23 protein-coding genes are annotated in these 24,365 nt (G+C 69.1%); 19 read left to right on the forward strand and 4 right to left on the reverse strand.

From position 1 onward, the window contains the following. Nucleotides 1-25: 25 nt before the first annotated feature. The 3 genes from ACQP06_RS04795 to ACQP06_RS04805 all read left to right on the forward strand — a co-directional run bounded on the left by ACQP06_RS04795 (nucleotide 26) and on the right by ACQP06_RS04805 (nucleotide 3,120). The gene (locus ACQP06_RS04795) at nucleotides 26-532 is read left to right on the forward strand and encodes a DUF4254 domain-containing protein (RefSeq protein ID WP_357088942.1); all 507 of its coding nucleotides are present in this window, start codon (nucleotides 26-28) and stop codon (nucleotides 530-532) included. A 108-nt stretch (nucleotides 533-640) separates the two neighbouring features. Next, nucleotides 641-1,846 (forward strand): DUF7373 family lipoprotein, encoded by a 1,206-nt coding sequence (locus ACQP06_RS04800; protein WP_433670736.1) that lies wholly within the window; start codon nucleotides 641-643, stop codon nucleotides 1,844-1,846. A gap of 8 nt (nucleotides 1,847-1,854) precedes the next feature. Then, the gene (locus tag ACQP06_RS04805; RefSeq protein ID WP_433670738.1) at nucleotides 1,855-3,120 is read left to right on the forward strand and encodes a DUF7373 family lipoprotein; all 1,266 of its coding nucleotides are present in this window, start codon (nucleotides 1,855-1,857) and stop codon (nucleotides 3,118-3,120) included. A 7-nt stretch (nucleotides 3,121-3,127) separates the two neighbouring features. On the opposite strand, the gene ACQP06_RS04810 is transcribed toward ACQP06_RS04805, so the two are convergent. Beyond that, the gene (locus tag ACQP06_RS04810) at nucleotides 3,128-4,945 is read right to left on the reverse strand and encodes a serine/threonine-protein kinase (protein ID WP_433670740.1); all 1,818 of its coding nucleotides are present in this window, start codon (nucleotides 4,943-4,945) and stop codon (nucleotides 3,128-3,130) included. A 246-nt stretch (nucleotides 4,946-5,191) separates the two neighbouring features. Then, nucleotides 5,192-6,802 carry an AAA family ATPase gene (locus ACQP06_RS04815; RefSeq protein ID WP_433673237.1) on the reverse strand — a complete coding sequence of 537 codons (1,611 nt, stop codon included), beginning with the start codon at nucleotides 6,800-6,802 and terminating at the stop codon, nucleotides 5,192-5,194. Between the two features lie 2,203 nt (nucleotides 6,803-9,005). Between ACQP06_RS04815 and infA the strand changes: the two genes are divergently transcribed. The 13 genes from infA (at nucleotide 9,006) to ACQP06_RS04880 (ending at nucleotide 19,313) form a co-directional block, all read left to right on the forward strand. Continuing rightward, on the forward strand, nucleotides 9,006-9,227 hold the full coding sequence (infA, locus tag ACQP06_RS04820) for a translation initiation factor IF-1 (protein ID WP_040804562.1): 222 nt from the start codon (nucleotides 9,006-9,008) through the stop codon (nucleotides 9,225-9,227). Between the two features lie 122 nt (nucleotides 9,228-9,349). Beyond that, on the forward strand, nucleotides 9,350-9,463 hold the full coding sequence (gene rpmJ / locus ACQP06_RS04825) for a 50S ribosomal protein L36 (RefSeq protein ID WP_033085975.1): 114 nt from the start codon (nucleotides 9,350-9,352) through the stop codon (nucleotides 9,461-9,463). Between the two features lie 180 nt (nucleotides 9,464-9,643). After that, a complete protein-coding gene (gene rpsM / locus ACQP06_RS04830; RefSeq protein WP_213557960.1) occupies nucleotides 9,644-10,015 on the forward strand; it encodes a 30S ribosomal protein S13 in 372 nt (123 codons plus the stop codon). A gap of 9 nt (nucleotides 10,016-10,024) precedes the next feature. After that, complete coding sequence (rpsK, locus tag ACQP06_RS04835) at nucleotides 10,025-10,438, forward strand: 30S ribosomal protein S11 (RefSeq protein ID WP_213557959.1); 414 nt, start codon at nucleotides 10,025-10,027, stop codon at nucleotides 10,436-10,438. 24 nt (nucleotides 10,439-10,462) lie between these two features. Then, nucleotides 10,463-11,068, forward strand: coding sequence for a 30S ribosomal protein S4 (rpsD, locus tag ACQP06_RS04840; RefSeq protein ID WP_357088930.1), 606 nt, complete (start codon nucleotides 10,463-10,465; stop codon nucleotides 11,066-11,068). 105 nt (nucleotides 11,069-11,173) lie between these two features. Further along, nucleotides 11,174-12,232 (forward strand): DNA-directed RNA polymerase subunit alpha, encoded by a 1,059-nt coding sequence (locus ACQP06_RS04845; RefSeq protein ID WP_033085978.1) that lies wholly within the window; start codon nucleotides 11,174-11,176, stop codon nucleotides 12,230-12,232. 52 nt (nucleotides 12,233-12,284) lie between these two features. After that, the gene (gene rplQ / locus ACQP06_RS04850) at nucleotides 12,285-12,788 is read left to right on the forward strand and encodes a 50S ribosomal protein L17 (RefSeq protein WP_433670742.1); all 504 of its coding nucleotides are present in this window, start codon (nucleotides 12,285-12,287) and stop codon (nucleotides 12,786-12,788) included. Nucleotides 12,789-12,807: 19 nt separating this feature from the next. Further along, nucleotides 12,808-13,743: a tRNA pseudouridine(38-40) synthase TruA gene (gene truA / locus ACQP06_RS04855; RefSeq protein ID WP_433670744.1), complete on the forward strand. Its 936-nt coding sequence runs from the start codon at nucleotides 12,808-12,810 to the stop codon at nucleotides 13,741-13,743. 274 nt (nucleotides 13,744-14,017) lie between these two features. Further along, nucleotides 14,018-14,983, forward strand: a complete 966-nt coding sequence (locus tag ACQP06_RS04860) for a helix-turn-helix domain-containing protein (protein WP_433670746.1) — start codon at nucleotides 14,018-14,020, stop codon at nucleotides 14,981-14,983. A 229-nt stretch (nucleotides 14,984-15,212) separates the two neighbouring features. Continuing rightward, entirely contained in the window at nucleotides 15,213-16,193 is a 981-nt protein-coding gene (locus tag ACQP06_RS04865; RefSeq protein WP_433670748.1) for an AraC family transcriptional regulator, read from the forward strand. A gap of 81 nt (nucleotides 16,194-16,274) precedes the next feature. Then, on the forward strand, nucleotides 16,275-17,129 hold the full coding sequence (locus ACQP06_RS04870; RefSeq protein WP_433670750.1) for a nitrilase-related carbon-nitrogen hydrolase: 855 nt from the start codon (nucleotides 16,275-16,277) through the stop codon (nucleotides 17,127-17,129). Between the two features lie 101 nt (nucleotides 17,130-17,230). Further along, the gene (locus tag ACQP06_RS04875) at nucleotides 17,231-18,223 is read left to right on the forward strand and encodes an AraC family transcriptional regulator (protein WP_433670752.1); all 993 of its coding nucleotides are present in this window, start codon (nucleotides 17,231-17,233) and stop codon (nucleotides 18,221-18,223) included. Nucleotides 18,224-18,302: 79 nt separating this feature from the next. Further along, entirely contained in the window at nucleotides 18,303-19,313 is a 1,011-nt protein-coding gene (locus tag ACQP06_RS04880; RefSeq protein ID WP_433670754.1) for a nitrilase-related carbon-nitrogen hydrolase, read from the forward strand. Nucleotides 19,314-19,328: 15 nt separating this feature from the next. On the opposite strand, the gene ACQP06_RS04885 is transcribed toward ACQP06_RS04880, so the two are convergent. Then, nucleotides 19,329-19,682: a metal-sensitive transcriptional regulator gene (locus ACQP06_RS04885; RefSeq protein ID WP_433670755.1), complete on the reverse strand. Its 354-nt coding sequence runs from the start codon at nucleotides 19,680-19,682 to the stop codon at nucleotides 19,329-19,331. A gap of 95 nt (nucleotides 19,683-19,777) precedes the next feature. Between ACQP06_RS04885 and ACQP06_RS04890 the strand changes: the two genes are divergently transcribed. The 3 genes from ACQP06_RS04890 to ACQP06_RS04900 all read left to right on the forward strand — a co-directional run bounded on the left by ACQP06_RS04890 (nucleotide 19,778) and on the right by ACQP06_RS04900 (nucleotide 22,628). After that, nucleotides 19,778-20,593 carry an S-methyl-5'-thioadenosine phosphorylase gene (locus ACQP06_RS04890; protein ID WP_433670757.1) on the forward strand — a complete coding sequence of 272 codons (816 nt, stop codon included), beginning with the start codon at nucleotides 19,778-19,780 and terminating at the stop codon, nucleotides 20,591-20,593. 189 nt (nucleotides 20,594-20,782) lie between these two features. Further along, complete coding sequence (locus ACQP06_RS04895; protein WP_433670759.1) at nucleotides 20,783-22,042, forward strand: NAD-dependent epimerase/dehydratase family protein; 1,260 nt, start codon at nucleotides 20,783-20,785, stop codon at nucleotides 22,040-22,042. Nucleotides 22,043-22,064: 22 nt separating this feature from the next. Then, the gene (locus ACQP06_RS04900) at nucleotides 22,065-22,628 is read left to right on the forward strand and encodes an NADPH-dependent FMN reductase (protein ID WP_433670761.1); all 564 of its coding nucleotides are present in this window, start codon (nucleotides 22,065-22,067) and stop codon (nucleotides 22,626-22,628) included. On the opposite strand, the gene eccE is transcribed toward ACQP06_RS04900, so the two are convergent. After that, complete coding sequence (gene eccE / locus ACQP06_RS04905) at nucleotides 22,625-24,289, reverse strand: type VII secretion protein EccE (protein ID WP_433670763.1); 1,665 nt, start codon at nucleotides 24,287-24,289, stop codon at nucleotides 22,625-22,627. The genes ACQP06_RS04900 and eccE overlap by 4 nt on opposite strands. Between the last annotated feature and the right edge of the window lie 76 nt (nucleotides 24,290-24,365).

Raw genomic sequence — 24,365 nt, forward strand, 5'->3', positions numbered from 1 at the left:
TTCGGAGACATCAAACACGGTCGTTGTGGCATTGCCCGACGTCTCCTGTTCCTATGTGGACTTGGAGGCGCAGCCACTGGCTTCCGGCCTATTGCCGACCTCCGACCTACTCCTGCGCGCTTGTCGCGGTCACCGGGTCATCGGCGGACCCCTGCTGTGGTTCGCCCATGATCTCGCGGTACTGCACGAGCGGCGAGTGGTCGGGCGCGGCGGTATCGGCCCGGAAACCGATCCGACCTCGATCATCGAAAACAAGCGTCGCCGAATCGAATTGGTCATGGCCATAGACGATTGGATCGTGCGCTCGGTTCCCCAGCATCGACTGGGTGCGACCTTGCACACCGAAACAGTCGGATCGGTCATCGACCGGCTCGCGGACGCATCAGTGAGAGCGCATCACGCGTTGATGACCCTTGACGCCAATGATGAAATGCTGCACGGCGCTTGGCACCATTTAGCCGAATTGTCGGACGCCTACGACGATCTCGTGCGAGATGTTCTCGCCGGGCGTCGCCGGCTGCCCGCCTGGTAAACAGCGAGACCGATGCGCGGTCCGGGCCCGAGGGCGGCCCGGACCGTCATCTTTGCGTTTCCGCGTATACGGTTGGCACGATCATTGAGTTCGACCACAAGGGGAGTTGTGGACAAGCTACGAGTTCGTGCGATAGCCGCTGCGCTACTGGCGATTACGGCACTCGTCACCGGGGGATGCGGGTCCGACCCGGGGGCCGCCGCCGAAACCGTCGACCTGGGCAAGCTGGACACCGGCAGCTACGCCACCAAACCCCAGCAACTGGTCCCCAAGGACCCGGCACGCATGAGCCGCAACCTGGAAGCCCTGCGCCTCGCGGACGCCGTGCCGTTGCCGCAGCAGATCGATCCGGCGCTGACCCACAATCTGGGCGGGGTGCACACCTTCATCGACGTGAAGGCCTTCGGCAACAGTTCACCTTTCGCGTCCTTCGACAATGACGCCTTCACCGCCGCCACCCCTGGACTGGTCGCCGGATTCGGGACCGCGGCCGCCTCCAACGCCGACACCAAGAACCTCGGGTACACGCTGCGGCACTCGGTGATGATCTTCGAGAGCGACGCCGCCGCCACCGCCGCGGCCATCGCGCTGTCGGGGATGCGCTTCGACACCATCACCAATCCGGATCCGTTGCAGTCGACCGGGTATCCGAGCGCGCGCGTGGTGTGGATCCCGCAGTTCCAGGCGCTCTCGTCCTGGTACGCGACCGGCCGGTACGTGATCGGCGACGTGGTCAACCACCACGAGAACGTGGAGCTGAAGATCTCCGACCCGAACGTCATGCTGGCGTTGTCGGACAAGGCGATCGGCGTGACCGTCGAACGGCTGAAGGACTTCCGGCCGACTCCGGTCGACCAGCTCGCCAACCTGCCGATCGACCCCCAGGGCATTCTGAAGCTGACCCTGATCCGTCCCGACGGTGATCAGACGGCCTTCGCGCTCCAGGGCACCCTGAGCCGGGACGCCGCGCTGCACCGGGAGGACGACCCGAACGAGGGGCGCGCCCTCTTCGACAAGTACGGGGTCGACTTCATGGGATTCGGCGCCGGTCGGCTGGTCCGCACCAGGGACGCCGCCGCGGCCGAGGGGTTCGTCGGCGTGGAATCCGTTGGCCGCGCCTGGCATCGGATCGACTCCCCGCAGGGGCTGCCCAACGCCCGATGCGTCAAGTACCAGGGGCCGGTCGTGTTCCAGTTCCCGTACCGCTGCATGGTCGCCTACGGGCGGTACGCGGCCGAGGCGTGGTCGCAGCAGCCGCAGGACGTGTATCAGCGGATCTCGGCGCAGTACGCCATTCTCGCCAACGACAAATAGGGGTAGTCGTGTACAAGATCAATCGGCGTAGGGCCGTATTCGCCGCTACCGCTGCCGGTTTCAGCCTGGTGCTCGCCGGGTGCGGTGGCACCGTCTCCGGGTCGCCCGCCGCCGGCGAGATCGACATCCGCACCCTGGCCATCGGCAACTACCCGACCACGCCCATGGACTCCCGCACTGCCTACGATCACTCGTTCCGCGACGGCAGCGCCATCGCCGTCGCGCGGCTCGGCGACGCCGTGGTGAGCGGCGCGGACGTCGACCCGCGCTTCGGCTACACGGCGCTGGCCCGGCCCGAGACCGGCTTCGCGATCGCACAGGCCGCCAAGCCGGTGCTCGACGCCAATCACCTGATGCTGGCCTACTCGACCACCGTCAGCGACCACGCCCGCCTCGAAACCCTGTACATCGACCACAGTTCGGGCAACGCGAGTCCCTTCGAAGGCTGGGAGAACGATCCCACCGCGACCACCCTCAACGTGACCGTGATGCAGTTCCCCGACGAACAGCAGGCGCGGGCGGCCGCCGACGGCATCGAGTCCGCCGACTTCGCCGTCGCGGCCGCCGACAACGTGCGGGTGAGCCTGGACAAGTACCCGGCCGCGAAAGCCCACTGGCGGCCCGGCATTCCCTCCATGGCGGCGACGGTGTCCCGCGGCCAGTACGCGATCAATATCGCGGTCCGGACGCCCGAGGCGGAGATCGACGGCCTGAAAGCACTGGCCACCAAGATCATCGACGCCCAGCTGCCGCTGCTCGACAAGACGCCCCCGCTGACCGCACGCGAGATCCTCTACCTCGACTACGACCCCGAAGGCATGCTGCGGCGGACCCTGCACCCCGCCGACTATCCGCGACCGGGGCAGGACGAGGCCGTGCGAACATCCCGCGGCTACCTGCACACCGTCGACAATCAAGCGCCGTGGAAGCCGCTGCTCGACGACAACGGCGTCGACCTGACCGCCACGACCGTCAAGGGCGCGTTGCTGTTCCGCGCCCGCGACGCGAAAGGCGCGGCGAGCCTGTGGACCGGCATCAACGGGCTCATCCAGGGCACGACCGACGCACCGCCCGGCGTGCCTGGGGCGGCCTGCGCCGAGAACCCCAGCCCCAACCGCACCAGCTACTCCCAGGCCTGGAACGCCACCGACCGCTACGTCTGCACCCTGCACTACGACCGCTACGTCGCGCGCGTCGCAGGGGCCCAGCTCCTGGACGCCCAGCAACGCGCGGCCGCGCAGTACGCGCTGCTCGCCAAGGCCCAATACCTGTAGCGGGCGGCTACTTCGGCAGCTTCGAGACCGCGTCGGCGAGGAGCTTCGCCGCCTTGCCGCACGCGTCCGGAGTGGCCGACTGATCCGACACCTGCAACTTCAGCTGCTCGGCATTGCCCTTGTCCGTCGGGCGCACCAGGTAGGCGATATTGCAGTCGTTCGGGGTGCGGGCGCCGATCACATAGGTGGTGTAGTCGCCGGTCTGCACGGCCTCGTAGGCCCAGTCACCCTGATCGGGGCGGGACTGGTCGACCAGGTCGACGCGCACCCAGCCATTGGGGCCGACCACCGCGCACGCGTGCGGCGAATGCTGACGGTCGGTGACCTCACCGGTGATGTCGTGAATCGTGCTGTCCTGCAGCAGGGAACACGGGTCCACGCGCAGGACCGACGTCGCGGCGACCTTCCGCTGCGGGACCACATCGGTCAGGTGCTCGGCCACGGCCGCCAGCGCCTGCTCGGCGGCGGTGCAGGCGGCACCGGGCTGGGCCGCGGGATCCAGCTGCTCGGCCGACATGCGCAGCGGGACATCACCGGCCGACTTGGCGACCAGGACCGTGTCGCACTTGTTGTCGGCCGCGCCCGCGCTGAGGATCGTGCCCCAGCTCGCGGTGCGCGTGGTCGGCTTCAACTGGTCCACGCCGATCGCGGCATCGGGAATGTCGAGGGTGTAGTGGACCTTTCGCTGCGACGAATCGAGCACCGTGGTGGCGCAGCCGCCGGGCTGGGCCTCCGGATCGCCGGTGCGGGTGCCCAGCTTGCCGGGCAGCGCCTTGTCCAGGACCGCGCAGGTGTCCAGCAGTCGCAACTCGGCGGCCGTCAGATCCAGGGACGAATCCGTGCGCGCCTGCGCGTGACCCTCGGTATCGGAGGCGCGAACCAGGCCGATCACCGTGCCGCCCACCACCACGACGCCGGTCACGGCCGCGGCCGCCAAGCCGATGGTGCGGCGGCGGCGATCCGCCAAGCGCGCCAGCTGATCCCGGTAACGGGTCTCCTGCTCACCACTCGAGGCCCACCACTCGGCGTCGGTGCGATGCGTCTCCAGGAAATCCAGCACCGGCTGCGGCCAGGCCGACTCCCCGGGAATGCGCTCCGCCTGCTCCAGCAGCTGCCGCGCCGACGGGCGATGCGCCGGATCGGCCGACAGGCAGGACTCGACCAGCTTGCGCAGCGCGTGCGGAACCGCCTGCAGATCCGGTGTCGCCGACATGGATCCGGTCGCGGCCAGCACCAGCAGCATGCCCACCGCGTAGATGTCGACCGCCGAGGTCACCGGCTGGCCCTCGGCCTGCTCGGGCGCCAGATACGCGGGAGCGTCGGCGGTGGCCGCACCGTCCTCGCGGGCGCGCGTGATGCCGAAATCCACCAGGCGCGGGTCCTCGGTGGTCAGCAGCACATTGCCGGGCTTCAGATTCCGGTGCACCAGCACCGCGCGGTGCACCTCCAGCAGCGCGGACGCCAGCCCCGTCGCCAGCATGCGCAGACCCGGCACCGGCAGCGGGCCACAGCCCGCGATCACCGTCGCCAGATCCGGCGCGGGCAGGTATTCGGTGGCCAGCCACGGGCGTTCGGCATCGGCGTCACTGTCCACCACCGGCGTGAACCAGGAACCGGTCAGTTGCTTGCCGGTCTCCAGCTCCCGCTGCAGGCGAGCCCGGAACTCCATGTCTACCGGCTGCGAGCCGTGAATCAGCTTGACCGCCACGAGCTTTCCGGTCGGCGTCCGACCCAGGAGCACCCGGCCCAGCTCACCCGTGCCGACCACCGCGATCATGTGGTGCGGGCCGATCCAGCGCGGATCGTCGGGCAACAGCGCCTTCATCGGAGATCCGCCGGGCTCGGCGCGAGCGGGCAGGGTGCGGCGGACAGGCCGCGGACATTACGCATCCAGGTGTACTCCGAGTTCTCGGGGTCGGCCGCGAGGAATTCGCCGGACAGGGCGGCAGCGCGATCGAGCCACAAACTAGCACCCGTTGGAAGCCGTGTCATGCGCAGCCACCCGCCCGCGGCCACCGTCACCGCGGGGTCGAACGCCCTGCCGCCGAACCGGTTCGGAACCGGTCCCTGCTCAGCCCCGATAGTGCCGGTGGTCGGTGCCGAAATCATCGGCGACCGTGGCCGCCAGCTCCACATAAGCGCGCTTGACGGGCTTGCTCAGGCGATGCAGATCGATCTCCGCGCCCTCACCCAGGTGGGCGTCGTACGGGATGATGTGGACCGCGCGGCAACGCGACAAGAAATAGTCGCGCAACTGATTGATCCCGACATTCGGGGCGCCCGGGCGGGGCAGGTTGATCACCACCACCGCATTGCGGACCAGATGGTCGTGACCGTGCAGCGACAGCCAATCCAGCGTCGCCGCCGCACTGCGCGCGCCGTCGATCGCCGAACTCGAGATCAGCACCAGCGAATGCGCCAGATCCAGCACGCCCGCCATCGCCGAATGCATCAGACCGGTACCGCAGTCGGTCAGGATGATGTTGTAGAAGCGCTGCAGGATCCGCGCCACCGCGCGGTACTCCTCCTCGCTGAACGCCTCCGACGCCGCCGGATCCCGCTCACTGGCCAGCACCTCCAACCGGCTGCTGCCCTGCGAGGTATGCCGGCGCACGTCCGAATACCGCTGAATGTGGTCGTCCAGCAACAGATCCCGCACCGTCGACCGCGTCTGCAACGGCACCCGCTGCGACAGGGTCCCGAAGTCCGGGTTCGCGTCCACCGCGATCACCCGGTCCCCGCGAATCGACGAGAAGATAGAACCCAGACCCATCGTGGTCGTCGTCTTGCCGACGCCGCCCTTCAACGACAGCACCGCGATCCGATAGTCCCCGCGCACCGGCTGCCGGATCCGCGCCACCAACTCCTGCAAACGGCGCTCCTCCGCCGACATGCCGGGATTGATCGCGCCACCGGACATATGGTGCACAGCCCGCCGCCATCCGGAGCCCGGAGCCTTCTTCGCCCGGCGCAACGGCACATCATCCAGCGATGGCGCGGGACCGCCGGCGAACCCGGCCGGGCCCCGAGCGCCCTGCGGGGGACCGGGCTGCGCCGGAGCGCCGTACTGACCGGGCGCACCGAATCCGGGCTGCACGGAACTCATCCCGTACTGCCCGGGCATGTGGCCACCCGGCTGCGCGTTCACATCACCCCAGACGGGCGCGTCCGGGCCGGGCTGTCCCGGGAAACCGGGACCGGGCTGCCCCGGAGCGCCAGGCGCTGCGTACGGGCCGGGCCCACCCGGGTAGCCCTGCTCCGGCCCGGGTGCGGCCCAAGGCATCTGCCCACCCTGCGGTCCATCGGCCCCCGGACCCCACTGCGACTGCGCGGGAGCGCCGTCGCCCGGCATACCCGTGCCGGGCGGCATCATCCCGTCGGCCTGCGGCCCGTTGAATCTGGCGGCCGCAGCCTCGGACGTCGCGGGATTCGACCACGGGTTCGTGTCAGCCCCAACACCATCGGGACCCTGCGGAGCCGACTGGGACGTGAACGGACCCGCCGGGAAACCGTGCGGCGGAGTCGGCATCTCGGAATCGGGCTGCGGCGCGCTGACCGGGTGCCGACCACTCAACCCGGCCGCCGCGGCTTCGGAGAGCGGCGCATTCGCCCAAGGATTCGCGTCCGGGTCCTCGGCCACCGCCGGTTCGGGACCGCCCGCCGAGGGGTGTCGCCCGGGCATCGAGGGATGGCCGTCCGGCGCCCCGGCCGCCGATGGCAATACGCCCTGCCCGGCGGGGAACCCCGAGGGCATACCCGGAATGTCGGAATCATGTCCGATGGGAGCGTTCGAATGCGGCCCGGCCTCGGTCTGCGGGCCGTTCGCCCACGGATTCAACTGCGGCGGAACGGGTCCCGCCGGGAATCCCTGGTTAGGCGGCATCGGAGGAACACCGGAGTTCGGGGCGGGCGGCAGCCCCTGTGCGCCAGGGATGGGTCCCGGAGCGGGCGGCAGGCCCTGCGCGCCGGGGAAGGGTCCCGGAGCGGGCGGCAGGTGCTGCACGCCGGGGAACGGTCCCGGCGGCGGTGGCAGCTGCTGACCGGCGTCGGCGGACTGCTGCGGGCCACCCGGGACCTGCGGCAGCGGGCCCGACGTCGGCGCCGAAAGACCGGGCGGCGCGGGCGGAATGTCGAGGCGCGGGTCGACAGGCGGCGTGACCTCCGCCGCGCGATGGCGGCCCGGCGTCATCGCCTGATCGAAATCCGCCTCCGGGTCCGAGGCCTCCCCTGCAGCGGCATCGAGCTCCGCCAGTTCCGCGTCGAGCAGCTCGTGCGCGGCGGCCGTCGTATTCGGTACGGGAGGAACGTCATTGCCGGACCCCGGGCGATCGGCCGAGGTCGGCTTCGGCGTGCCCGGCGCCGGCAGGGGCTCCGGTCCGCTTGTGTCGGCACCCGATTCAGGGGCAGGCGGCAGCGGCCGGCGAGTAGTCGGATCGGCGGGCGCGATGATGCCGGACCCGGTCGCGTCGAGATCTCCCGGAGCCGGCGGCAGCGGCGGCTGCGACATCTTCGTGGTGACCTCGGCCGGATTTACCGCGGGCGGCGTCGGCTCCTGGTCGCCGTCGGCGAGCTCACCCGGAGCCGGCGGCAGCGGCGGTCGTGCGGCACGAACCACGGGATCGCTTGCCGCCGCGGCCATTTCACTCGGAGACGGCGGCAGCGGCATCCGCGTGGTCGGATCCGCCGGGGGACGGGTGGGGGCGGCGGCCTCCGGATTACCCACGGTCGGCGTGCCCGCGAGGGACGCGCCCGCGGGCTGAGCGCCGATCGGCGCTGCCACGGGAGGCGTTGGAGGCGCGGAGAACTGCGGGACCGGCGGCGGCGTGAGCGGCCCCGAAGGAGGGCCGGGCGGAGCGGGTTCGGGCGCGACCGGCGGCCGCGTGAAGGGCGATTGGCCATTGGGCTGGGGAGCCTGCGGGGCCTGGCCGACGGGCGCCGGGCTGTCGGGCTGCGGCGACTGAGGCGTCGGGCCGACAGGCGGCTGCGTGAATGGTGCCTGGCTGTTGGGCTGGGGCGGCTGCGGCGGCTGAGCGGCGGGCGGCTGTGTGAAAGGTGCCTGGCCGTTCGGACGGGGTGCCTGCCCGTTGGGGGGCTGATTGGAAGGGGCCTGGCCGTTCGGATGCTGGGGAGCCTGGCCGTTCGGATGCTGGGTGGCCGGGTTCTGGCCGATGGGGTGGCGGCCGGAGTGGGAGGACGGCGGGGTCGGCTGGGCGCCGTTGGGGTGTGTGCCGTTCTGGGGGAGGTTGAAGTGGGTGCCGGGGTCGCGGGTCGGCATCGGGGTGGGCGGAGTCGGCTGCTGGGTGCGCGACTCGGGGGCCGGTGCGGACGTGGGGGCGGGGGTCCGGGGGAGGGGTTCGGCGGGCGAGTCCTTGCGGGGCTTGCGGCGTCCGAAGAGGCGGCGGCCGCCCTTCTCCTCGGGGATGAGGTCGTCCTGGGGAAGGTTCTCGACGGGGGCTTCGTATCCGGTGTCGGTGACGTCGCTCTCGGAGAGCCAGGGCGGGAGCATCGGGAGTCCGTCGTTCTCGCGACTCACATCTACCCCCGGGTGCCTCGATCTATCGTGCAGGACACGGCGTAGTTTAGCGATTCCCGGCGAGTGCGTGCCCGGCGTGTACCGGCCGCTCACGGTGGGGGTGCGGCCCGCGCGACCGGGGAGGGGCACGTCACGGCACCCGTATTTGGCCGGATCTGGGGCGACGGGTAAAGTAGGTCGCTGGTGACTTACATAGTGGCTGTGGCATGTCTTCGTGCCGCCTCCAGTGAGTATGTCACCGGGTTGGCCACAGTGCACCAGCAATCCATCGGTGCGCCTGCGAAACTCATGGCCGACCTGCCGTAATGAGCTTGAACCAACCAGGTTCAGCCTAACCGGGATCGCGGAGGATATGGCGAAGAAGGAAGGGGCCATCGAGGTCGAGGGCCGGGTTATCGAGCCGTTGCCCAATGCGATGTTCCGGATCGAGCTGGAGAACGGGCACAAGGTTCTGGCCCACATCAGCGGCAAGATGCGGCAGCACTACATCCGCATCCTGCCCGAGGACCGCGTCGTCGTGGAGCTCTCGCCCTACGACTTGACCCGCGGCCGCATCGTCTACCGCTACAAGTGAGTCGCTCCTCGCGGGAGCGCATCAAGACTTCCGGGGCGATATGCCCCGGGTTTCCCCGGTCGAACTGACCGGGGAAAAACTGTGTTCACGGCCAGTGAACACCAACCCAGATTGGATCTGACGTGAAGGTTCAGCCGTCCGTCAAGCCGATCTGCGAGAAGTGCAAGGTGATCCGCCGTCACGGTCGGGTCATGGTGATCTGCGAGAACCTGCGCCACAAGCAGCGTCAGGGCTGATCTCCGCCAAGCACCGAACGCAGTTCGGATTGGCAATAAGAAGCACTCCCAGCGCCAGTCGCCGTCGCCGAGTCCCGTCAGGGGACGGATGGCGGCCTACCCCCGGTACGGAGGCCGGGGCCCCACTTACGAGGGGACGGCCAGGGAGCAGACCTCCGCAAAAGTAAGGAAACGCCAACCATGGCACGTCTGATGGGCGTCGACCTCCCGCGCGAAAAGCGCATGGAGATCGCGCTGACCTACATCTTCGGCATCGGCCGTACCCGCGCCAAGGAGATCCTCGCGGAGACGGGCGTCAGCCCGGACCTGCGGTCGAAGGACCTCAGCGACGACGACCTGACCAAGCTCCGCGACTTCATCGAAGCGCAGGAGTTCAAGGTCGAGGGTGACCTGCGCCGCGAGGTGCAGGCCGACATCCGTCGCAAGATCGAGATCGGCTGCTACCAGGGCATCCGCCACCGCCGTGGCCTGCCCGTGCGTGGCCAGCGGACCAAGACCAACGCCCGCACGCGCAAGGGTCCGAAGAAGACCGTCGCCGGCAAGAAGAAGTAGGGATAGCGCATGCCTCCGAAGAGCCGGGCCTCGGGCCCGAAGAAGACTCAGAAAGCGCGTCGCCGGGATAAGAAGAACATCCCGCACGGCCACGCTCACATCAAGAGCACGTTCAACAACACGATCGTGTCGATCACCGATCCCGAAGGCAACGTCATCTCCTGGGCGTCCTCCGGCCACGTCGGTTTCAAGGGCTCGCGTAAGTCGACTCCGTTCGCCGCTCAGCTCGCCGCCGAGAACGCTGCCCGCAAGGCGCAGGAGAACGGCGTCAAGAAGGTCGACGTCTTCGTGAAGGGCCCGGGTTCGGGCCGCGAGACCGCGATCCGTTCGCTCCAGGCCGCTGGCCTGGAGGTCGGCACGATCTCCGATGTCACCCCGCAGCCGCACAACGGCTGCCGTCCGCCCAAGCGGCGTCGCGTCTAAGCGGGAAGGAAAAGGTACAGAACAATGGCTCGTTATACAGGCCCCATTACCCGCAAGTCGCGTCGTCTGCGTGTCGACCTCGTCGGAGGCGACCAGGCGTTCGAGCGTCGTCCTTACCCGCCCGGCCAGCACGGCCGCGCGCGGATCAAGGAGTCCGAGTACCTCATGCAGCTGCAGGAGAAGCAGAAGGCTCGCTTCTCGTACGGCGTCATGGAGAAGCAGTTCCGCAAGTACTACGAAGAGGCGAACCGCCAGAAGGGCAAGACCGGCGACAACCTGCTGCGTCTGCTCGAGTCCCGTCTGGACAACGTCGTGTACCGCGCCGGTCTGGCCCGTACCCGTCGTGGCGCTCGCCAGCTGGTCTCGCACGGCCACTTCACCGTCAACGGTGTGAAGGTCGACGTGCCGAGCTTCCAGGTCTCGCAGTACGACATCATCGATGTCAAGGCGAAGTCGCTGGCCATGTACCCCTTCCAGGTGGCGCGTGAGACCGTCGGCGACCGCCCGATCCCGGGCTGGCTGCAGGTCGTTCCCGGCCGCCTGCGGATCCTGGTGCACCAGCTCCCCGAGCGTGCGCAGATCGATGTTCCGCTGCAGGAACAGCTGATCGTCGAGTTCTACTCGAAGTAATAGGTGCGCGTAAGCGTGCCGCTGGTTGTGGCCCTGAAACTCTCAGGGCCACAACGGCTCCCCACATAGTGGGCGTCAAATAGTGGGCGTCCGAAGGAGGAAGAAATGCTGATTTCACAGCGACCGACGCTGACCGAAGAGGTCGTGTCCGAGAACCGGTCGCGGTTCACCATCGAACCGCTGGAGCCGGGTTTCGGTTACACCCTCGGCAACTCGCTGCGCCGCACCCTGCTCTCGAGCATCCCGGGTGCCGCGGTCACCAGCATCCGCATCGACGGCGTGCTGCACGAGTTCACCACCGTCCCGGGCGTGAAGGAAGATGTCACCGACATCATCCTGAACCTCAAGGGCCTGGTCGTGTCGTCCGAAGAGGACGAGCCGGTCACCATGTACGTGCGCAAGCAGGGCCCGGGCACCGTCACCGCCGGTGACATCGTCCCCCCGGCGGGCGTGACCGTGCACAACCCGGACATGCACATCGCCACCCTGAACGACAAGGGCAAGCTGGAGATCGAGCTCGTTGTCGAGCGCGGTCGCGGCTACGTCCCGGCCGTGCAGAACAAGGCGTCGGGTGCGGAAATCGGCCGGATTCCGGTTGACTCGATCTACTCGCCGGTTCTCAAGGTGACGTACAAGGTCGAGGCCACCCGTGTCGAGCAGCGCACCGACTTCGACCGGCTCATCCTGGATGTCGAGACCAAGAACTCGATCTCCGCGCGGGATGCGCTGGCGTCGGCGGGCAAGACCCTGGTCGAGCTGTTCGGACTCGCGCGCGAGCTGAACATCGAGGCCGAGGGCATCGAGATCGGCCCGAGCCCGGCCGAGGCGGACCACATCGCCTCGTTCGGCCTGCCGATCGAGGACCTGGATCTCACCGTTCGGTCGTACAACTGCCTCAAGCGTGAGGGTGTGCACACCGTCGGCGAGCTGGTCGCCCGCACCGAGTCGGACCTGCTGGATATCCGCAACTTCGGTCAGAAGTCCATCGACGAGGTCAAGGTCAAGCTGCACTCGCTCGGCCTGTCCCTCAAGGACTCCCCGGCTTCCTTCGATCCGTCCTCCGTCGTCGGCTACGACGCGGCGAGCGGTACCTGGAGCGACAGCGGCTCGTTCAGCGACACCGACAGCGGCGAGCAGGACTACGCCGAGACCGAACAGCTTTAGGCCATCCGGGGTGTAGCGCCCCGAATCGGCCTTCAACACAGGAGATTCCAACATGCCCAAGCCCAAGAAGGGTGCCCGCTTCGGCGGGTCGGCGTCGCACCAGAAGGCGATCTTCGCCAACCTGGCGACGGCGCTCTTCGAGCACGGTCGCATCACGACCACCGAGGCCAAGGCCAAGGCGCTGCGCCCCTATGCCGAGAAGCTCGTCACCAAGGCGAAGGGCGGCACCCTTGCCGACCGTCGCGAGGTGATGAAGGTGATCCGCTCCAAGGACATCGTTCACGCGCTGTTCGCGGACATCGGCCCCTCGTTCGAGGGTCGCGATGGCGGCTACACCCGCATCATCAAGACCATCCCCCGCAAGGGTGACAACGCTCCGATGGCGATCATCGAGCTGGTCCGCGAGAAGACCGTGACCAACGAGGCCGATCGTGCCCGTCGTGTCGCCGCTTCCAAGGCCACCGAGGCTCCGGCCGAGGCCAAGGCCGAAGAGGCTGCCGCTGAGGAGACCGTGGCTGACGCCCCGGCCGCCGAAGAGGCCAAGGACGCGGAGTAAATCCGCCCCTATCGGATTCATGAGTGAGCCCGCCGTCCCCTCCGGGTCGGCGGGCTTTCTCCATGTTAACCAGGAGATCGCTGTGACCGTGGAGGATCCGACGCCCGAACCCATTTCGATTCGGGTACGGCTGGACATCAGTTACGACGGCACCGATTTCACCGGCTGGGCCCGTCAGCCCGGCCTGCGCACCGTGCAGGGCGTGCTGGAGGACGCGCTGTCCAAGGTGCAGCGCGAACCCATCCAGCTCACCGTGGCCGGGCGCACCGACGCCGGGGTGCACGCGGAAGGCCAAGTCGCGCACTTCGATACCCACACCGAGGTGGACGGCCCCAAGCTGGTGCACCGGCTGGCCCGCTTCCTGCCCAAGGACGTGCGGGTCAAGCAGGCCCGGATCGCGCCGCCGGACTTCGACGCCCGCTTCTCGGCGATCCGCCGGCACTACGCCTACCGCCTGACCACCGCGCCCTACGGCGCCGAGCCGCTGCAGGCCCGCGGCGTGGTGCCCTGCCGTCCCGGCCCGGATCTCGAGGCCATGCGCGAGGCCTCCCGAAACCTGTTGGGCCTGCACGATTTCGCGGCCTTCTGCCGTCGGCGTGAGGGCGCGACCACGATTCGCGAACTGCAGCGCTTCGACTGGGTCGCCGAGGGCGACCTGCTGACCGCCTATGTCAGCGCGGACGCGTTCTGCTGGTCCATGGTCCGCAGTCTGGTCGGCGGCGTGCTGGCCGTCGGTGAGGGCCGCCGTACCCCCGAGTGGATCGCCGGACTGCTGAACGAGCGCGAACGCGCCAGCGCGGTGACCGTGGCCCCGGCCCACGGGCTGTCGCTGATCGCCGTCGACTATCCGGCCGACGCCGATCTGGCCGCCCGCAATATCCAGACCCGCGAGGTTCGCACCGTTCCCGGCCCCGCGGGCGGTGCCGCCGATTCCGAAGGCTGCTGCGGGGACTGACCCCGTTCTCGGCGCGCCGCCCGCCCGGCGCGTCGTTCGATTCCCATCGGCCCAACCCGCTCATCCCCACCCGCGACCACCCCTCCGCCGAGGTCGCGGCTGTGATGACGCGTGCGCGATTGCGGATCGGTCGCGCGGATGAAAGTGCAAGTCCGGGATGAAGATTCGCTGTGCGAGTTGCGGGCAATGCGCCAATTCGGACGGTTGGGTGAAAGTTGGAGGTTGTTAAGGGAATTCGGGGATCGGGGTGGGGGTGGGATGCGAGAATCGGGCAATGAGGGGCGGCGTCGAGCCCTCGGTGATGGAGGTTCGCTCCACGCCGGAGGTTTCGCAGCAGAAGACTTTCGAGGAATGGGAGGCCGTGGTAGCGGCGGCCTACGTTCCGCTGGTGGTGACACCCGTGCGGTCGGGGGAGTTCCGGGCGCGCATCGTGCAGTCGCGCTTCGACGGCATCGACGTGTCGATGGTGACCGCCAGCGGGCAGCATCTGAGCCGGATACCGCAACTCATCCACGATCCCGAGGAACCGGTGCTGTTCGCCTGTATCACCACGCACGGCCACGGCTGGCTGGAGCAGGACGGGCGAGTGGGGGAGCTGGCCGACGGCGGACTGACCCTGCACGTCAGTTCCCGGCCCTTCAGTGCGCATTTCGAGCAGTCCTGGGGCGTGGTGGCGGTGCAGGTGCCGCTGGCCGAGGTGGTCTGCGCGTCGGGGGTGCCGGCGGACCGGATGCCGACCGCGGTGCGCTTCCCGCCCGAGGGCGCGGCCGGGATCGTGGGCCGCTTCTTCTGCGGCATGGCGCAATTGCAGTACACCGCACCGGAACAGGCCGCGGTGCTGGCCAAACACGGTACGGGCCTGCTGGCCTCGGTGGTCCAGCTGGCCGCGGGCGACCTGCCGCGCGACGAGCCCGCGCACGCCCTGGCCAAACAGCGTGCGCTGGCGTTCATTCAGCGGAATTACGCCGATCCGGAGCTGACCATCGATCAGGTGGCAGGCGCGTGTGCGGTGTCGCGGCGCACGCTGTACCGCCTGTTCGAGCAGGGTGAGGACGGGGTGGCGGCCATGTTGCGGCGGATGCGGGTGGAGCGGGCGCTGTCGTTGATCCGCACCGATCCGACGCGGCCGCTGCTGTCGGTGGCGCGGTCGGCGGGCTTCGTGTCCGAGCGGCAGTTCTACCGGGCCTTCAAACGCGAAACCGGTATGACCCCTGGCGAATTCCGGACAAATCACGCCTGATCAGGGGGTGTTTCACGGCTGACCTGAATCGGCAGTGAACTGGCACGGTTGGGCAGTCACAGGGCCGCGTCGGCGCGGCATACTTGGGGACGCGCCGCCCGGTCGCCGCCTCGAGCCGCCGGTGACCGGGCGGCGAGTTCCCGGAGCAATCGGGCTGATTGGTCTGTTTTGTCGGATCAGTCGGCTTCATTCCCATTCTCCCGGCGGCCGCTAGTGGAATGATGCAGGTGTGGGTATCGCTTCCACGGCCAGTGCCGAAGTCCGTACGACCTCAGAGGTTTCCGCGCGGCAAGCCTTCGAGCAGTGGGAGGCCCTCGTCGCCGATGCCGTGCTGCCCTCGATTGTCGAACCGATCGGCGCCGGGCCCTGGCACGGCAAACTCCGCTACACCCAGTTCGATCGGTCCAGCCTCACGCTGATGACCTCGAGCGCCCAGCGGGTGGTGCGCACCAAGCGTCAGCTCGAGCAGGCCGCCGGCGACTTCCTGCTGGTGAACATCGTGGTCGAGGGCTCGAACTGGACCGAGCAGAGCGGCCGGATCACCGAGGGCGGGGCCGGGACCATCGCCTTCTACGACAGCGCCCGCCCGATCGAGAGCCGGACCACCGAGAACGCGGTGTCCACCATCGTGCGCGCGCCCATGGACACGGTGCTCGACCACGCCGGCCTGGTGCGCGACGAGCTGCCCATCGCCAAGGCCCTGCCCGCCACCGGGGCGATGGGCGTGGTGGCCGACTTCTTCCGGGGTATGGCCCGGCTCGGCGCGGAGGAGACCGGCCGTGCGGCCGACGTGCTCGAGTCGCAGGTCACCTCGATGCTCTCGTCGGCGTTGCTGCTGGCCAACGGGCACTCCTCACCCGGGCCCGCCGATTCGGTCTTCACCCGCCAGCAGGTGCTGGCGGTGCTGCGGAAGCGGTACACCGATCCGGACCTGACCGTCGACGAGGTGGCGCACGCCTGTCTGGTCTCGCGGCGCACCCTCTACCGGGTCTGTGAGGAGATCGGCGGCCCGGCCGCGCTGGTGCGGCAGATGCGGGTCGAGCACGCCCGCCGGCTGTTGCGAGCGGACCCGACCCGGCCGCTGTCGGCGGTTGCCGCGGCGTCCGGTTTCGCCACGGATCGGCATTTCTACCGGGCGTTTCGCCAGGAAACCGGCGTGACGCCGGGGCAATTCCGGTCGCAATTGGACACAGGCACGCGCTGTCGGTAGCTCGGCACGGTATGTCGCTGTGACCGCCTGGCGTTCGGCGAAGGGTGATTGCACATCATCCGATCCGTCGAAGGAGCCGAGGTGCCCACGAAGGTGCGAGTCGCGGCTGTCCAAGCCGAGCCGCGATGGCTGGATCTGCCCGCCGGAGTCGGGCAGGCCATCGGGCTGATCGAGGACGCGGCCGCGGGTGGCGCACAGCTGGTGGCCTTCCCGGAGACCTTCCTTCCCGGCTACCCGTGGTGGCTGTGGCTGGAATCGGTGAGCTGGGGCGAGGGCTTCTTCGCGCGCTATCGCACCAACTCGATGACGGTGGGGCGCACCGAGTTCCGGCGTATCGCCGATGCCGCGCGCCGGCATCGCATCCATGTACTGCTCGGCTTCAGCGAACGCTGTGGCAGCGCGCTGTACATGTCCCAGTGCCTCATCGACGACCGAGGGGTACTGCTCGGAGTCCGCCGTAAGCCCGAGCTGACACCGTTGGAGCACCAGATCTTCCGCTCCGGCGAGCCCGGCGAGTCGCAGGTCTTCCGTACCGGCATCGGCCGCATCGCGGTGCAGGGCGGCTCCGAGCAGTTGCATTTGCCCGCGCGGCGGGAGCTGGAGCGCACCGGGGCACAGATCCACGTGGTGTCCTGGCCGGGCTTCATCGTGGCGCGGGACGTGGACTGGGGCGTGCGGGTGAACAACGCGGCCACGCTCTGGTACGCGGTGGTCGGGCAGCTGAACGTGATCGCGGCGTGCTCGGTGATGGACGTGGCGGGCAGTGAGAGCCGCCGCGGCGCGGAGCCGGCCAAGCAGCTGGTGCCGGGGCCGGGCGGGCACGCGCGCATCTTCGCGCCGGGCGGTGAGGAACTGGCGTCGCCTCTGGGCGGGCACGAACAGGGTTTGCTGTACGCCGATCTGGAACTCGATCTGAGCTTCGAGTCCGCCGCCTGATTCGATAACCGGTCCGTACCGGTTACTGGTTCGTACCAGTTCGGCCCATTGGCCGGAATTCGTCCGATCTGACACACTCTCCCCAGTATTCGGCCGTACACGTGGCCGCCATTGTCATCGAGGGATGGGGAGTGGAAGGGTTACCACCGGTCAACCGGATCGAGGTTCGGTCCGGCCAGGAACAGACGCCGTCGGAGGCATTCGAGCGCTGGGAGGCGCAGGTGAGTGCCTCCTACGTGCCGCTGGCGGTTGAACCTATACCGAGTGGTCGCTTTGTAGGTTATATCGAATCCACGAGCTACGGCGAGATGGATGTGTCGGTAATCGGATCGACGCCGCAAACCATTCGCCGAACCGGAGGACTCATCGGCCGCAGCGCCGACGAATATCTGCTCGCCAGTATTCCGATCGTCGGCACCGCGCGTTTGTGCCAGGACGATCGGGTCGCCGATGTCGGTCCGGGCGGAATCGTGTTCTACGACAGCACCCGTCCCTACCGCTGGGACGCGTCGGAGCGGTTCGAGCAAGTTGTGGTGCAGGTCCCGCTCAGTCGACTACGTGAGCGCTACGGGGTCGACAATCTCGAATTGCCCACTGCGACAGTATTTTCGGCGAACACCGCGCCCGGAATCGTGGCCGGTTTCTTTCGTGGGCTGGCCGAATTGCAGCGCACCGATCCCGATAGCGCCGCGCTGTTGTCCGCGCCCGGAATGGATCTGCTGGCCGCCGCCGCGATCGCCGCGTCCGGCCGCACGCCGCGTGACCAGTCGGCGGACGCGCTCAGTCGGCAACGGGTCCTGAACTACATGCGCGACCACTGCGCCGATCCCGATCTCGGAGTCGATCGAATCGCGGAGGGCTGCAGAATGTCTCGGCGTACGCTGTATCGAGTGTTCGGTGAGTTCGAGGGCGGACCGGGAACGGTGTTGCGCCGCATGCGCATCGAACGTGCTTGCGACCTACTGAGAAATGCACCACAGTTGCCGCTTTCGGCGGTAGCGAAAGCGGCGGGATTCCTCACGGAGCGTAGCTTCTATCGGAGCTTCCGTTTGGAAATGGGCACAACTCCGGGAGCATTCCGCACACTGGCATGATCAGTCGGTCATTCGGCACTCATCGCCATTGTTCGATCGCTATAACTTGGCAAGGCTCCTGGTGCATGAGGGAAAAGCGATGAGGACAACGGTGCGAGTTGCCGCCGTCCAGGCCGAACCCAGCTGGCTGCGGCTCTCCGACGGCGTCGATCAGGTCGTCGAACTGATCCGGGCGGCAGCGGTACAGGGGGCGCGGCTGGTCGCATTCCCGGAGGCGTTTCTCCCGGGTTATCCGTGGTGGCGTTGGATCGATACCAATCAGTGGAATGTCGAATACTCGACCAGATGCCGCGAGAATTCGATGACGCGAGACGGCGCGGAAATGCGCGCGATCACCGCTGCCGCCGCCGCACACGACATTCATGTCGTACTCGGATTCGGTGAGCGCCAGGAACGGCGAATCTATATGTCGCAGGCCGTGATCGACGATTCCGGGCAGTTGCTGTCGGTCCGCCGCAAAGCCGGTCTGAACAGCGTGGAACGCAAGATATTCGCGTCCGGAACTCCGAATCTGCCTGCGGTGCACCACACCCCGATCGGCAAGTACGGCGCGCTGTCCGGCCAGGAGAATCAGCGGCCGCTGCTCACCCGCGCGCTACGTGCCGACGAGGAGCAGATCCACGTGGCCGCCTGGCCCGGCAGCCCCGACGGCGACGCGGTCGGACCGGAGTCGAGCACCACGCTCAGTCGCATGTACGCGCTCGAGGTCGGCGCGTACGTGATCGCCCCCACCGCCGTGATCGGTGACGCCGCGTTCGGTGGCGTGGGCAGCGCACAGCGCCACAATGGCGGCCCCACCGGATGCGCCCGCATCTACGGCGCCGACGGCGGCGAAGTGGTGGCCCCGCTCGCGGTGGGCGAGGAGGGCATCCTCTACGCGGACCTCGAGATCGCCGTGACGCTCGCCGACAATCAGCCCTGCGACTCCGTCCGCACCACCCGGGACCGCAAGGACAACATCCGCAAGGACAGCGTCCCTACCCGCCGCGGCTCCCGTCGCGTCGCCGCGGGCTGGCAGTCGGGCCCCGATCGCTGGGCCCTCCCGACGACGTCCCTGGGCGCCTACCCCGGCGGCACCGCGGCCTGCTGAGCGCCGCGAGAGCCGTCAGCTGCGCACGAGGCGCGCGATGGCGTCGGTGGCTTCCTTGATCTTGGCCTCGGCCTCGGGGCCGCCCGCGACGGCCGCGTCGACCACGCAGTGGCTGATGTGATCCTCGAGCAGCCCCATCGCGACCGCCTGCAGCGCCTTGGTCATGGCCGACACCTGGGTGAGGATGTCGATGCAGTACTTCTCCTCCTCGACCATGCGCTGCAGGCCGCGGGCCTGGCCTTCGATGCGGCGCAGGCGCTTGAGGTAGTCGTCCTTGGCGGTGATGTAGCCGTGCGAGGTGGTGTCGTGGCAGGACTCGGCGGTGTCGTGCCCGGCGGCGTCCTGGGTCGCGATCTTGTCGTTGGTCACCTGCGCTGTCCTCACTCCCGGGGAAAATACCCCCCTAGGGTACATGCTTCGCCCTGCTACCACCACTCACGGCCGCGTGCGCAAGAATCGGGGGCATGAGTTCGGACGCACGGGCATCGCTCGCCATCATCGGAGGCAGCGGCTTCTACGACTTCTTCGGCGATGACGCGACCACGGTCGAGATCGAGACCCCCTACGGCGCGCCCAGCGCGCCCATCACCATCGGCCAGGTGGAGGGGCGCTCGGTGGCGTTCCTGCCCCGGCACGGCCGCAAGCACGAGTTCTCGCCGCACACCGTGCCCTACCGCGCCAATATGTGGGCGCTGCGCACCCTGGGCGTGCGTCGCATCTTCGGTCCCTGTGCCGTCGGCAGCCTGCGCGCCGACTGGGGGCCGGGCACCATCGCCGTGCCGGACCAGCTGGTGGACCGCACCTCCGGGCGCGCCCAAACCTTCTACGACGCCGGCGGCGTGCACGTGTCCTTCGCCGACCCGTACTGCGACGAGCTGCGCAATGCCGCCATCGCCTCGATCGGCGACGATCTGCCCGCGCACGACCACGGCACCATGGTCGTGGTGGAGGGCCCGCGCTTCTCCACCCGCGCCGAGAGCCGCTGGTTCGCCGGACAGGGCTGGGAGCTGGTCAATATGACCGGGCACCCGGAGGCCGTGCTCGCCCGTGAACTCGAAATGTGCTACTCCGCAATCGCTCTGGTCACCGACCTGGACGCCGGGCTGGAGTCCGGCGAGGGCGTCAGCGCCGCCGACGTGTTCGCCGAGTTCGAGCGCAACCTGGTGCCGTTCAAGGCCATGGTGCGTCGTGCCGTCGCCGCCGTCGAGGGCGATGCCGCCTGCGACAAGTGCCGCGTGCTGACCGGCACCGGCGTGCAGCTCCCGTTCGAGCTGCCCTGACGCGGTCCCGGCCGTGACGGCCGGTCACGCGTGATGGCCGCCCGAGCGGCCGGGGTACTCCGTTGTACCCCGTGGTGCGTCATTGCACCTGCTCGTGGCGGCATCCGCGGGGTGGCGTTCGGCTGCCCCACACCGTCTATCCATCGATAGGCCTTCGGGTTACGCCCGGCCATGCCCTACGCTGGATTCATGAAGGCGGGCGGTCGTGACCCCCTGCGTGTCCTGGTGACCGGGGCGGCCGGTTACCTGGGCTCCCATGTCCATCGCGCCCTGCTGGCGGCGGGGCACGAGGTCATCGCCATCGACGCCCTGCTCGAGACCGTGCACGGTCCGAATCCCGTTGTTCCGGAGAATGTCTCGCGCATCGACATCCGTGATCAGGGTGCGCTGGAAGCCCTGCTGGCCGAGGTGGACGCGGTCTGTCATCTCGCGACCGCGGTGCCGCTGCCGCATGTGCGCGGCGCGATCGAGCCGGTGCGCGGGGATCCCTCCAATCCGGCTGCCCCGCAGGATGTCCGGCATTCCCGCAGGGTGGCGGGGGACGGGCAGCGTGGGCGCGAGGATTCCGGACATGGGGCCGGGCCGTGTGTGCGTGCTCCGGTCGGATCAGGGCGGGGCGGTACCGAGCGGCCGGGGGCGGAAGGAATGCGCTGGGCCGCGCTCTACGCCGCGCACAATGACGTCGGCACCGCCGTGCTGCTGGCCGCCATGGAACGGGAGGGCGTGCCGCGGCTGGTGCTCGGGTCCTCGGTCGCGGTGTACGGCGAGGGCCGGTACCGAGGATTGCGCAGCGGGCCGTTCTATCCGGGCCTGCGGCGGCGGGGTGATCTGGACCGGGGGCTGTTCGATCATCGCGCACCGCGGTCGGGGGAGGTGCTGACCTGGGAGCCGATGGGCGAGGACGCCCCGCTGCGGCCCCGGAGCGCTTACGCGGCAAGCAAAGTCGCGCAGGAGCATTACGCGCTGGCCTGGGTGGCCAATACCGGGGGCAATGCCGCGGTGCTGCGCTACCACAATCTCTACGGCGACGCGGTGGCCGACGGGCGGCGGGTGCGGTCCGCGGAAACCGGTGTGGTGGCGCGGTTCCGGGCCGAACTGGCGGCGGGCCGGCCGCCGCGGGTGTTCGAGGACGGCGGGCAGGTCCGGGACTTCGTGCACGTGCGCGACGCGGCGCTGGCAACGGTGGCCGCGGTGGAACGCCCGGTGCCGGGTTTCGTGCCCTTGAATATCGCCTCGGGGCGGCCGCTGACCTTGTGGGAGGTGGCCTCGACCATGGCCAAGGCGGTGGACGGGCCGTCGCCGGTGGTGACCGGGCAGTGCCGGGCCACCGATGTCCGGCATGTGGTCGCGCATCCGGAAAGAGCCCGGCACGCCCTGGATTTCACGGCTCCCACCACGCCCGCCGCAGGCCTCGCGGAGTACGCCAAGCGCGGCGCGGGGCGGCGCTGACCGAGCCCGATAGGCTCTCGGCATGGACACCCCGCTCCGGCTCGAGGTCATCGTCGCCAGTGTGCGGCCCAAGCGGTTCGCGCCGGTGGTCGCGGACTGGTTCCTGCGCCGGGCGCGCGCAGACGCCGCGTTCGACGTGGGTGTCATCGATCTGATGGACACCCCGCTGCCGGTGGATCTCACCGAGAACGACCAGGTGCGGGCCTTCCAGCGGCGGGTCGAGGCGGCGGACGCCTTCGTTGCGGTCACCTCCGAGTACAACCACGGCTATCCGGCGTCGTTGAAGACCGCTTTCGACAGTGTGAAGCGCGAATGGCGGGGCAAGCCCATCGGTTTCGTGAGCTACGGCGGACTGTCCGGCGGTCTGCGCGCGGTGGAGCAGTTGCGGCAGGTGGTCGCCGAGATCCACATGGTCTCGGTGCGCGAGACCGTCAGTTTCCATGAGGCCAAACGCAAGTTCGATGCCGAGGGGGAGACCCGGGACGGGGCCGCGCTCGACGCCGCGGACCGCATGCTGCGTCAACTCGCCTGGTGGGCGGCGACTCTGCGCACCGCCCGCGCCACGAATCCGTATCCGGGGAGCTAGGGCGCGGCGGCGGCGGCCGCGCGCGGCCGGCCGATGTAGGTGGACTCGCGGGGGATGGAGACCAGCGTCAGCGGAACCTCGGTGGCGCCGGTGCGCAGGATGATTCGGTTCCCGGACGCACCCGGCTGGTGGACGGACAGGTCGGGCGCGGCGCCGGGCCAGCCGAGCGGATCGCTCGTCAGGTAGATGGTGGTCAGGCCCGCGTGCGGGGTGGGCGCGAGGACCCCGTCGACGAGGGTGGCGGTGAAATCGGCGTCGGACTGGTGGGTTTCGACGGCGAGGGCGAGGCGTTCCGGGTTGCCGATGGTGGCGACCAGCTGCTGCCAGGCCTCGGGGCGGTCGGTGCGGATCAGGACGCGTTCGCCGACGGCGAGGGCACGGAAGATCAACTGTTGTGCGAGATACGGCTCGCCCGCCACGTACACGCTCGAAATGCCCTGGCCCACCAGGCGAACGGCGACGCCGTTGCCGTCCTCGTCGGAGCCGAGCAGCTGCCCGCAGCCCGCCGAGGGCAGGTGCAGTGCGCCGAGCTCGTCGATCTCACGGAGCTCCGCGGGCACGGTGTCGTCCAGGCCGGGCACCGCGAACGGCAGGTGGGCGAGCAGGCCCTCGCGGTGGCGGCCGTTCATGGAGATCATGTGCTGCCGCACCGGTTCTCCGGGCAGTTCCCGGGCGGTGAGCCGCCAGGCGGCGCCGATGCGCACGGTATCGGTGCTGCGGCCCGGGCGCAGTTTGACGGCCACCGTGGTGCCGCGTGAGGCGGGGACCCAGAGCTGGGCGAGTAGATCCGAGGCCAGCTGCCGGGGATCCACTGCGGCACCGATGTTCACGCTGTTGCCGAGTTCGGCGTAGCGCCAGCGCTGGGTCAGTTGCCCGGGGTCCACGCCCGAGGTGACCTGCAGCGCGGCCTGCCGGATCTCGGGGGCGGTGAGCAGGCGGGCCGAGCAGCCGCCGTCCTCCAGCACCCGCACCACGCGTTCGGTGGCGATGGTGACCGCGCGGCACGCGCCGGGCAGTCCACCGGCCCGCCGAGCCGCGGCGTCGGGGCAGGTGACGGGATCGAAAGCGATGGCGAGCCAGACCGTGCGGTGCGCGGTGGCGGGGAGCGGCCCGAGCAGGGATTCGTAGATGGCGCCCGCGGGCGTACCGGAGCGGCTACGGAAGCCGTGCGAGACGATGTCGATGCCGGACAGCAGAATGTCGTGCTGGGTCAGGCATTTCGCGATGTCGGGCAGCGGCAGCAGGTGGGTGGCGTGCACGGTGGCGCGGCCGAGTCGGGTGAGGCCGCCCTTCGGGGCCAGCACCTCCACGACGGCGACCACGCGGCTGCCGTCGCGGTAGAGGCCGAGCGGACGGCCGTCGGGGGCGCGGAAGTCGATGATGTCGGCGGGCGAGTGGCCGCGGCGGGCTCGGAATCGGCCGCGGGTGGCAATCCAGTCCGACAGGGTTCGTTTGCCGAGTGGTAGCAGTAGAACCAGACCGACCACTATGGCGAGGGTGAGCGCACCCCACCAGGCCAGTCCGCCCACCATGGCGACAACCAGAACGACCAGTCCGGCGAGCTGCGCCCAGACCAGGTTCGCCACCGAGATCCGGCCCGGCCGCCCGCCTCGACCGGACCGCGACGGCCGCCCCGCCGACTCTCCGGATGTGATCGTCATCGTCGATCCCCGGCTCTCCGATGTCGGCCCCGCGCGCGGGCCGAGTGCGATTGAATGTCCAGGTCACTGTACTTCG

It is taken from the genome of Nocardia sp. CA-136227 (assembly GCF_050955695.1).
GTDB lineage: Bacteria > Actinomycetota > Actinomycetes > Mycobacteriales > Mycobacteriaceae > Nocardia.

Bases quoted from the DNA above. Each gene is read 5' to 3' on its own strand.
- eccE (WP_433670763.1), bottom strand. From the start codon at position 24,289: ATGACGATCACATCCGGAGAGTCGGCGGGGCGGCCGTCGCGGTCCGGT.
- ACQP06_RS04860 (WP_433670746.1), top strand. From the start codon at position 14,018: ATGAGGGGCGGCGTCGAGCCCTCGGTGATGGAGGTTCGCTCCACGCCG.
- ACQP06_RS04880 (WP_433670754.1), top strand. From the start codon at position 18,303: ATGAGGACAACGGTGCGAGTTGCCGCCGTCCAGGCCGAACCCAGCTGG.
- ACQP06_RS04890 (WP_433670757.1), top strand. From the start codon at position 19,778: ATGAGTTCGGACGCACGGGCATCGCTCGCCATCATCGGAGGCAGCGGC.
- infA (WP_040804562.1), top strand. From the start codon at position 9,006: ATGGCGAAGAAGGAAGGGGCCATCGAGGTCGAGGGCCGGGTTATCGAG.
- ACQP06_RS04810 (WP_433670740.1), bottom strand. From the start codon at position 4,945: ATGAAGGCGCTGTTGCCCGACGATCCGCGCTGGATCGGCCCGCACCAC.
- ACQP06_RS04900 (WP_433670761.1), top strand. From the start codon at position 22,065: ATGGACACCCCGCTCCGGCTCGAGGTCATCGTCGCCAGTGTGCGGCCC.
- ACQP06_RS04845 (WP_033085978.1), top strand. From the start codon at position 11,174: ATGCTGATTTCACAGCGACCGACGCTGACCGAAGAGGTCGTGTCCGAG.
- truA (WP_433670744.1), top strand. From the start codon at position 12,808: ATGAGTGAGCCCGCCGTCCCCTCCGGGTCGGCGGGCTTTCTCCATGTT.
- rpsK (WP_213557959.1), top strand. From the start codon at position 10,025: ATGCCTCCGAAGAGCCGGGCCTCGGGCCCGAAGAAGACTCAGAAAGCG.
- ACQP06_RS04815 (WP_433673237.1), bottom strand. From the start codon at position 6,802: ATGCCCGGGCGACACCCCTCGGCGGGCGGTCCCGAACCGGCGGTGGCC.
- rplQ (WP_433670742.1), top strand. From the start codon at position 12,285: ATGCCCAAGCCCAAGAAGGGTGCCCGCTTCGGCGGGTCGGCGTCGCAC.
- rpsD (WP_357088930.1), top strand. From the start codon at position 10,463: ATGGCTCGTTATACAGGCCCCATTACCCGCAAGTCGCGTCGTCTGCGT.
- rpsM (WP_213557960.1), top strand. From the start codon at position 9,644: ATGGCACGTCTGATGGGCGTCGACCTCCCGCGCGAAAAGCGCATGGAG.
- ACQP06_RS04895 (WP_433670759.1), top strand. From the start codon at position 20,783: ATGAAGGCGGGCGGTCGTGACCCCCTGCGTGTCCTGGTGACCGGGGCG.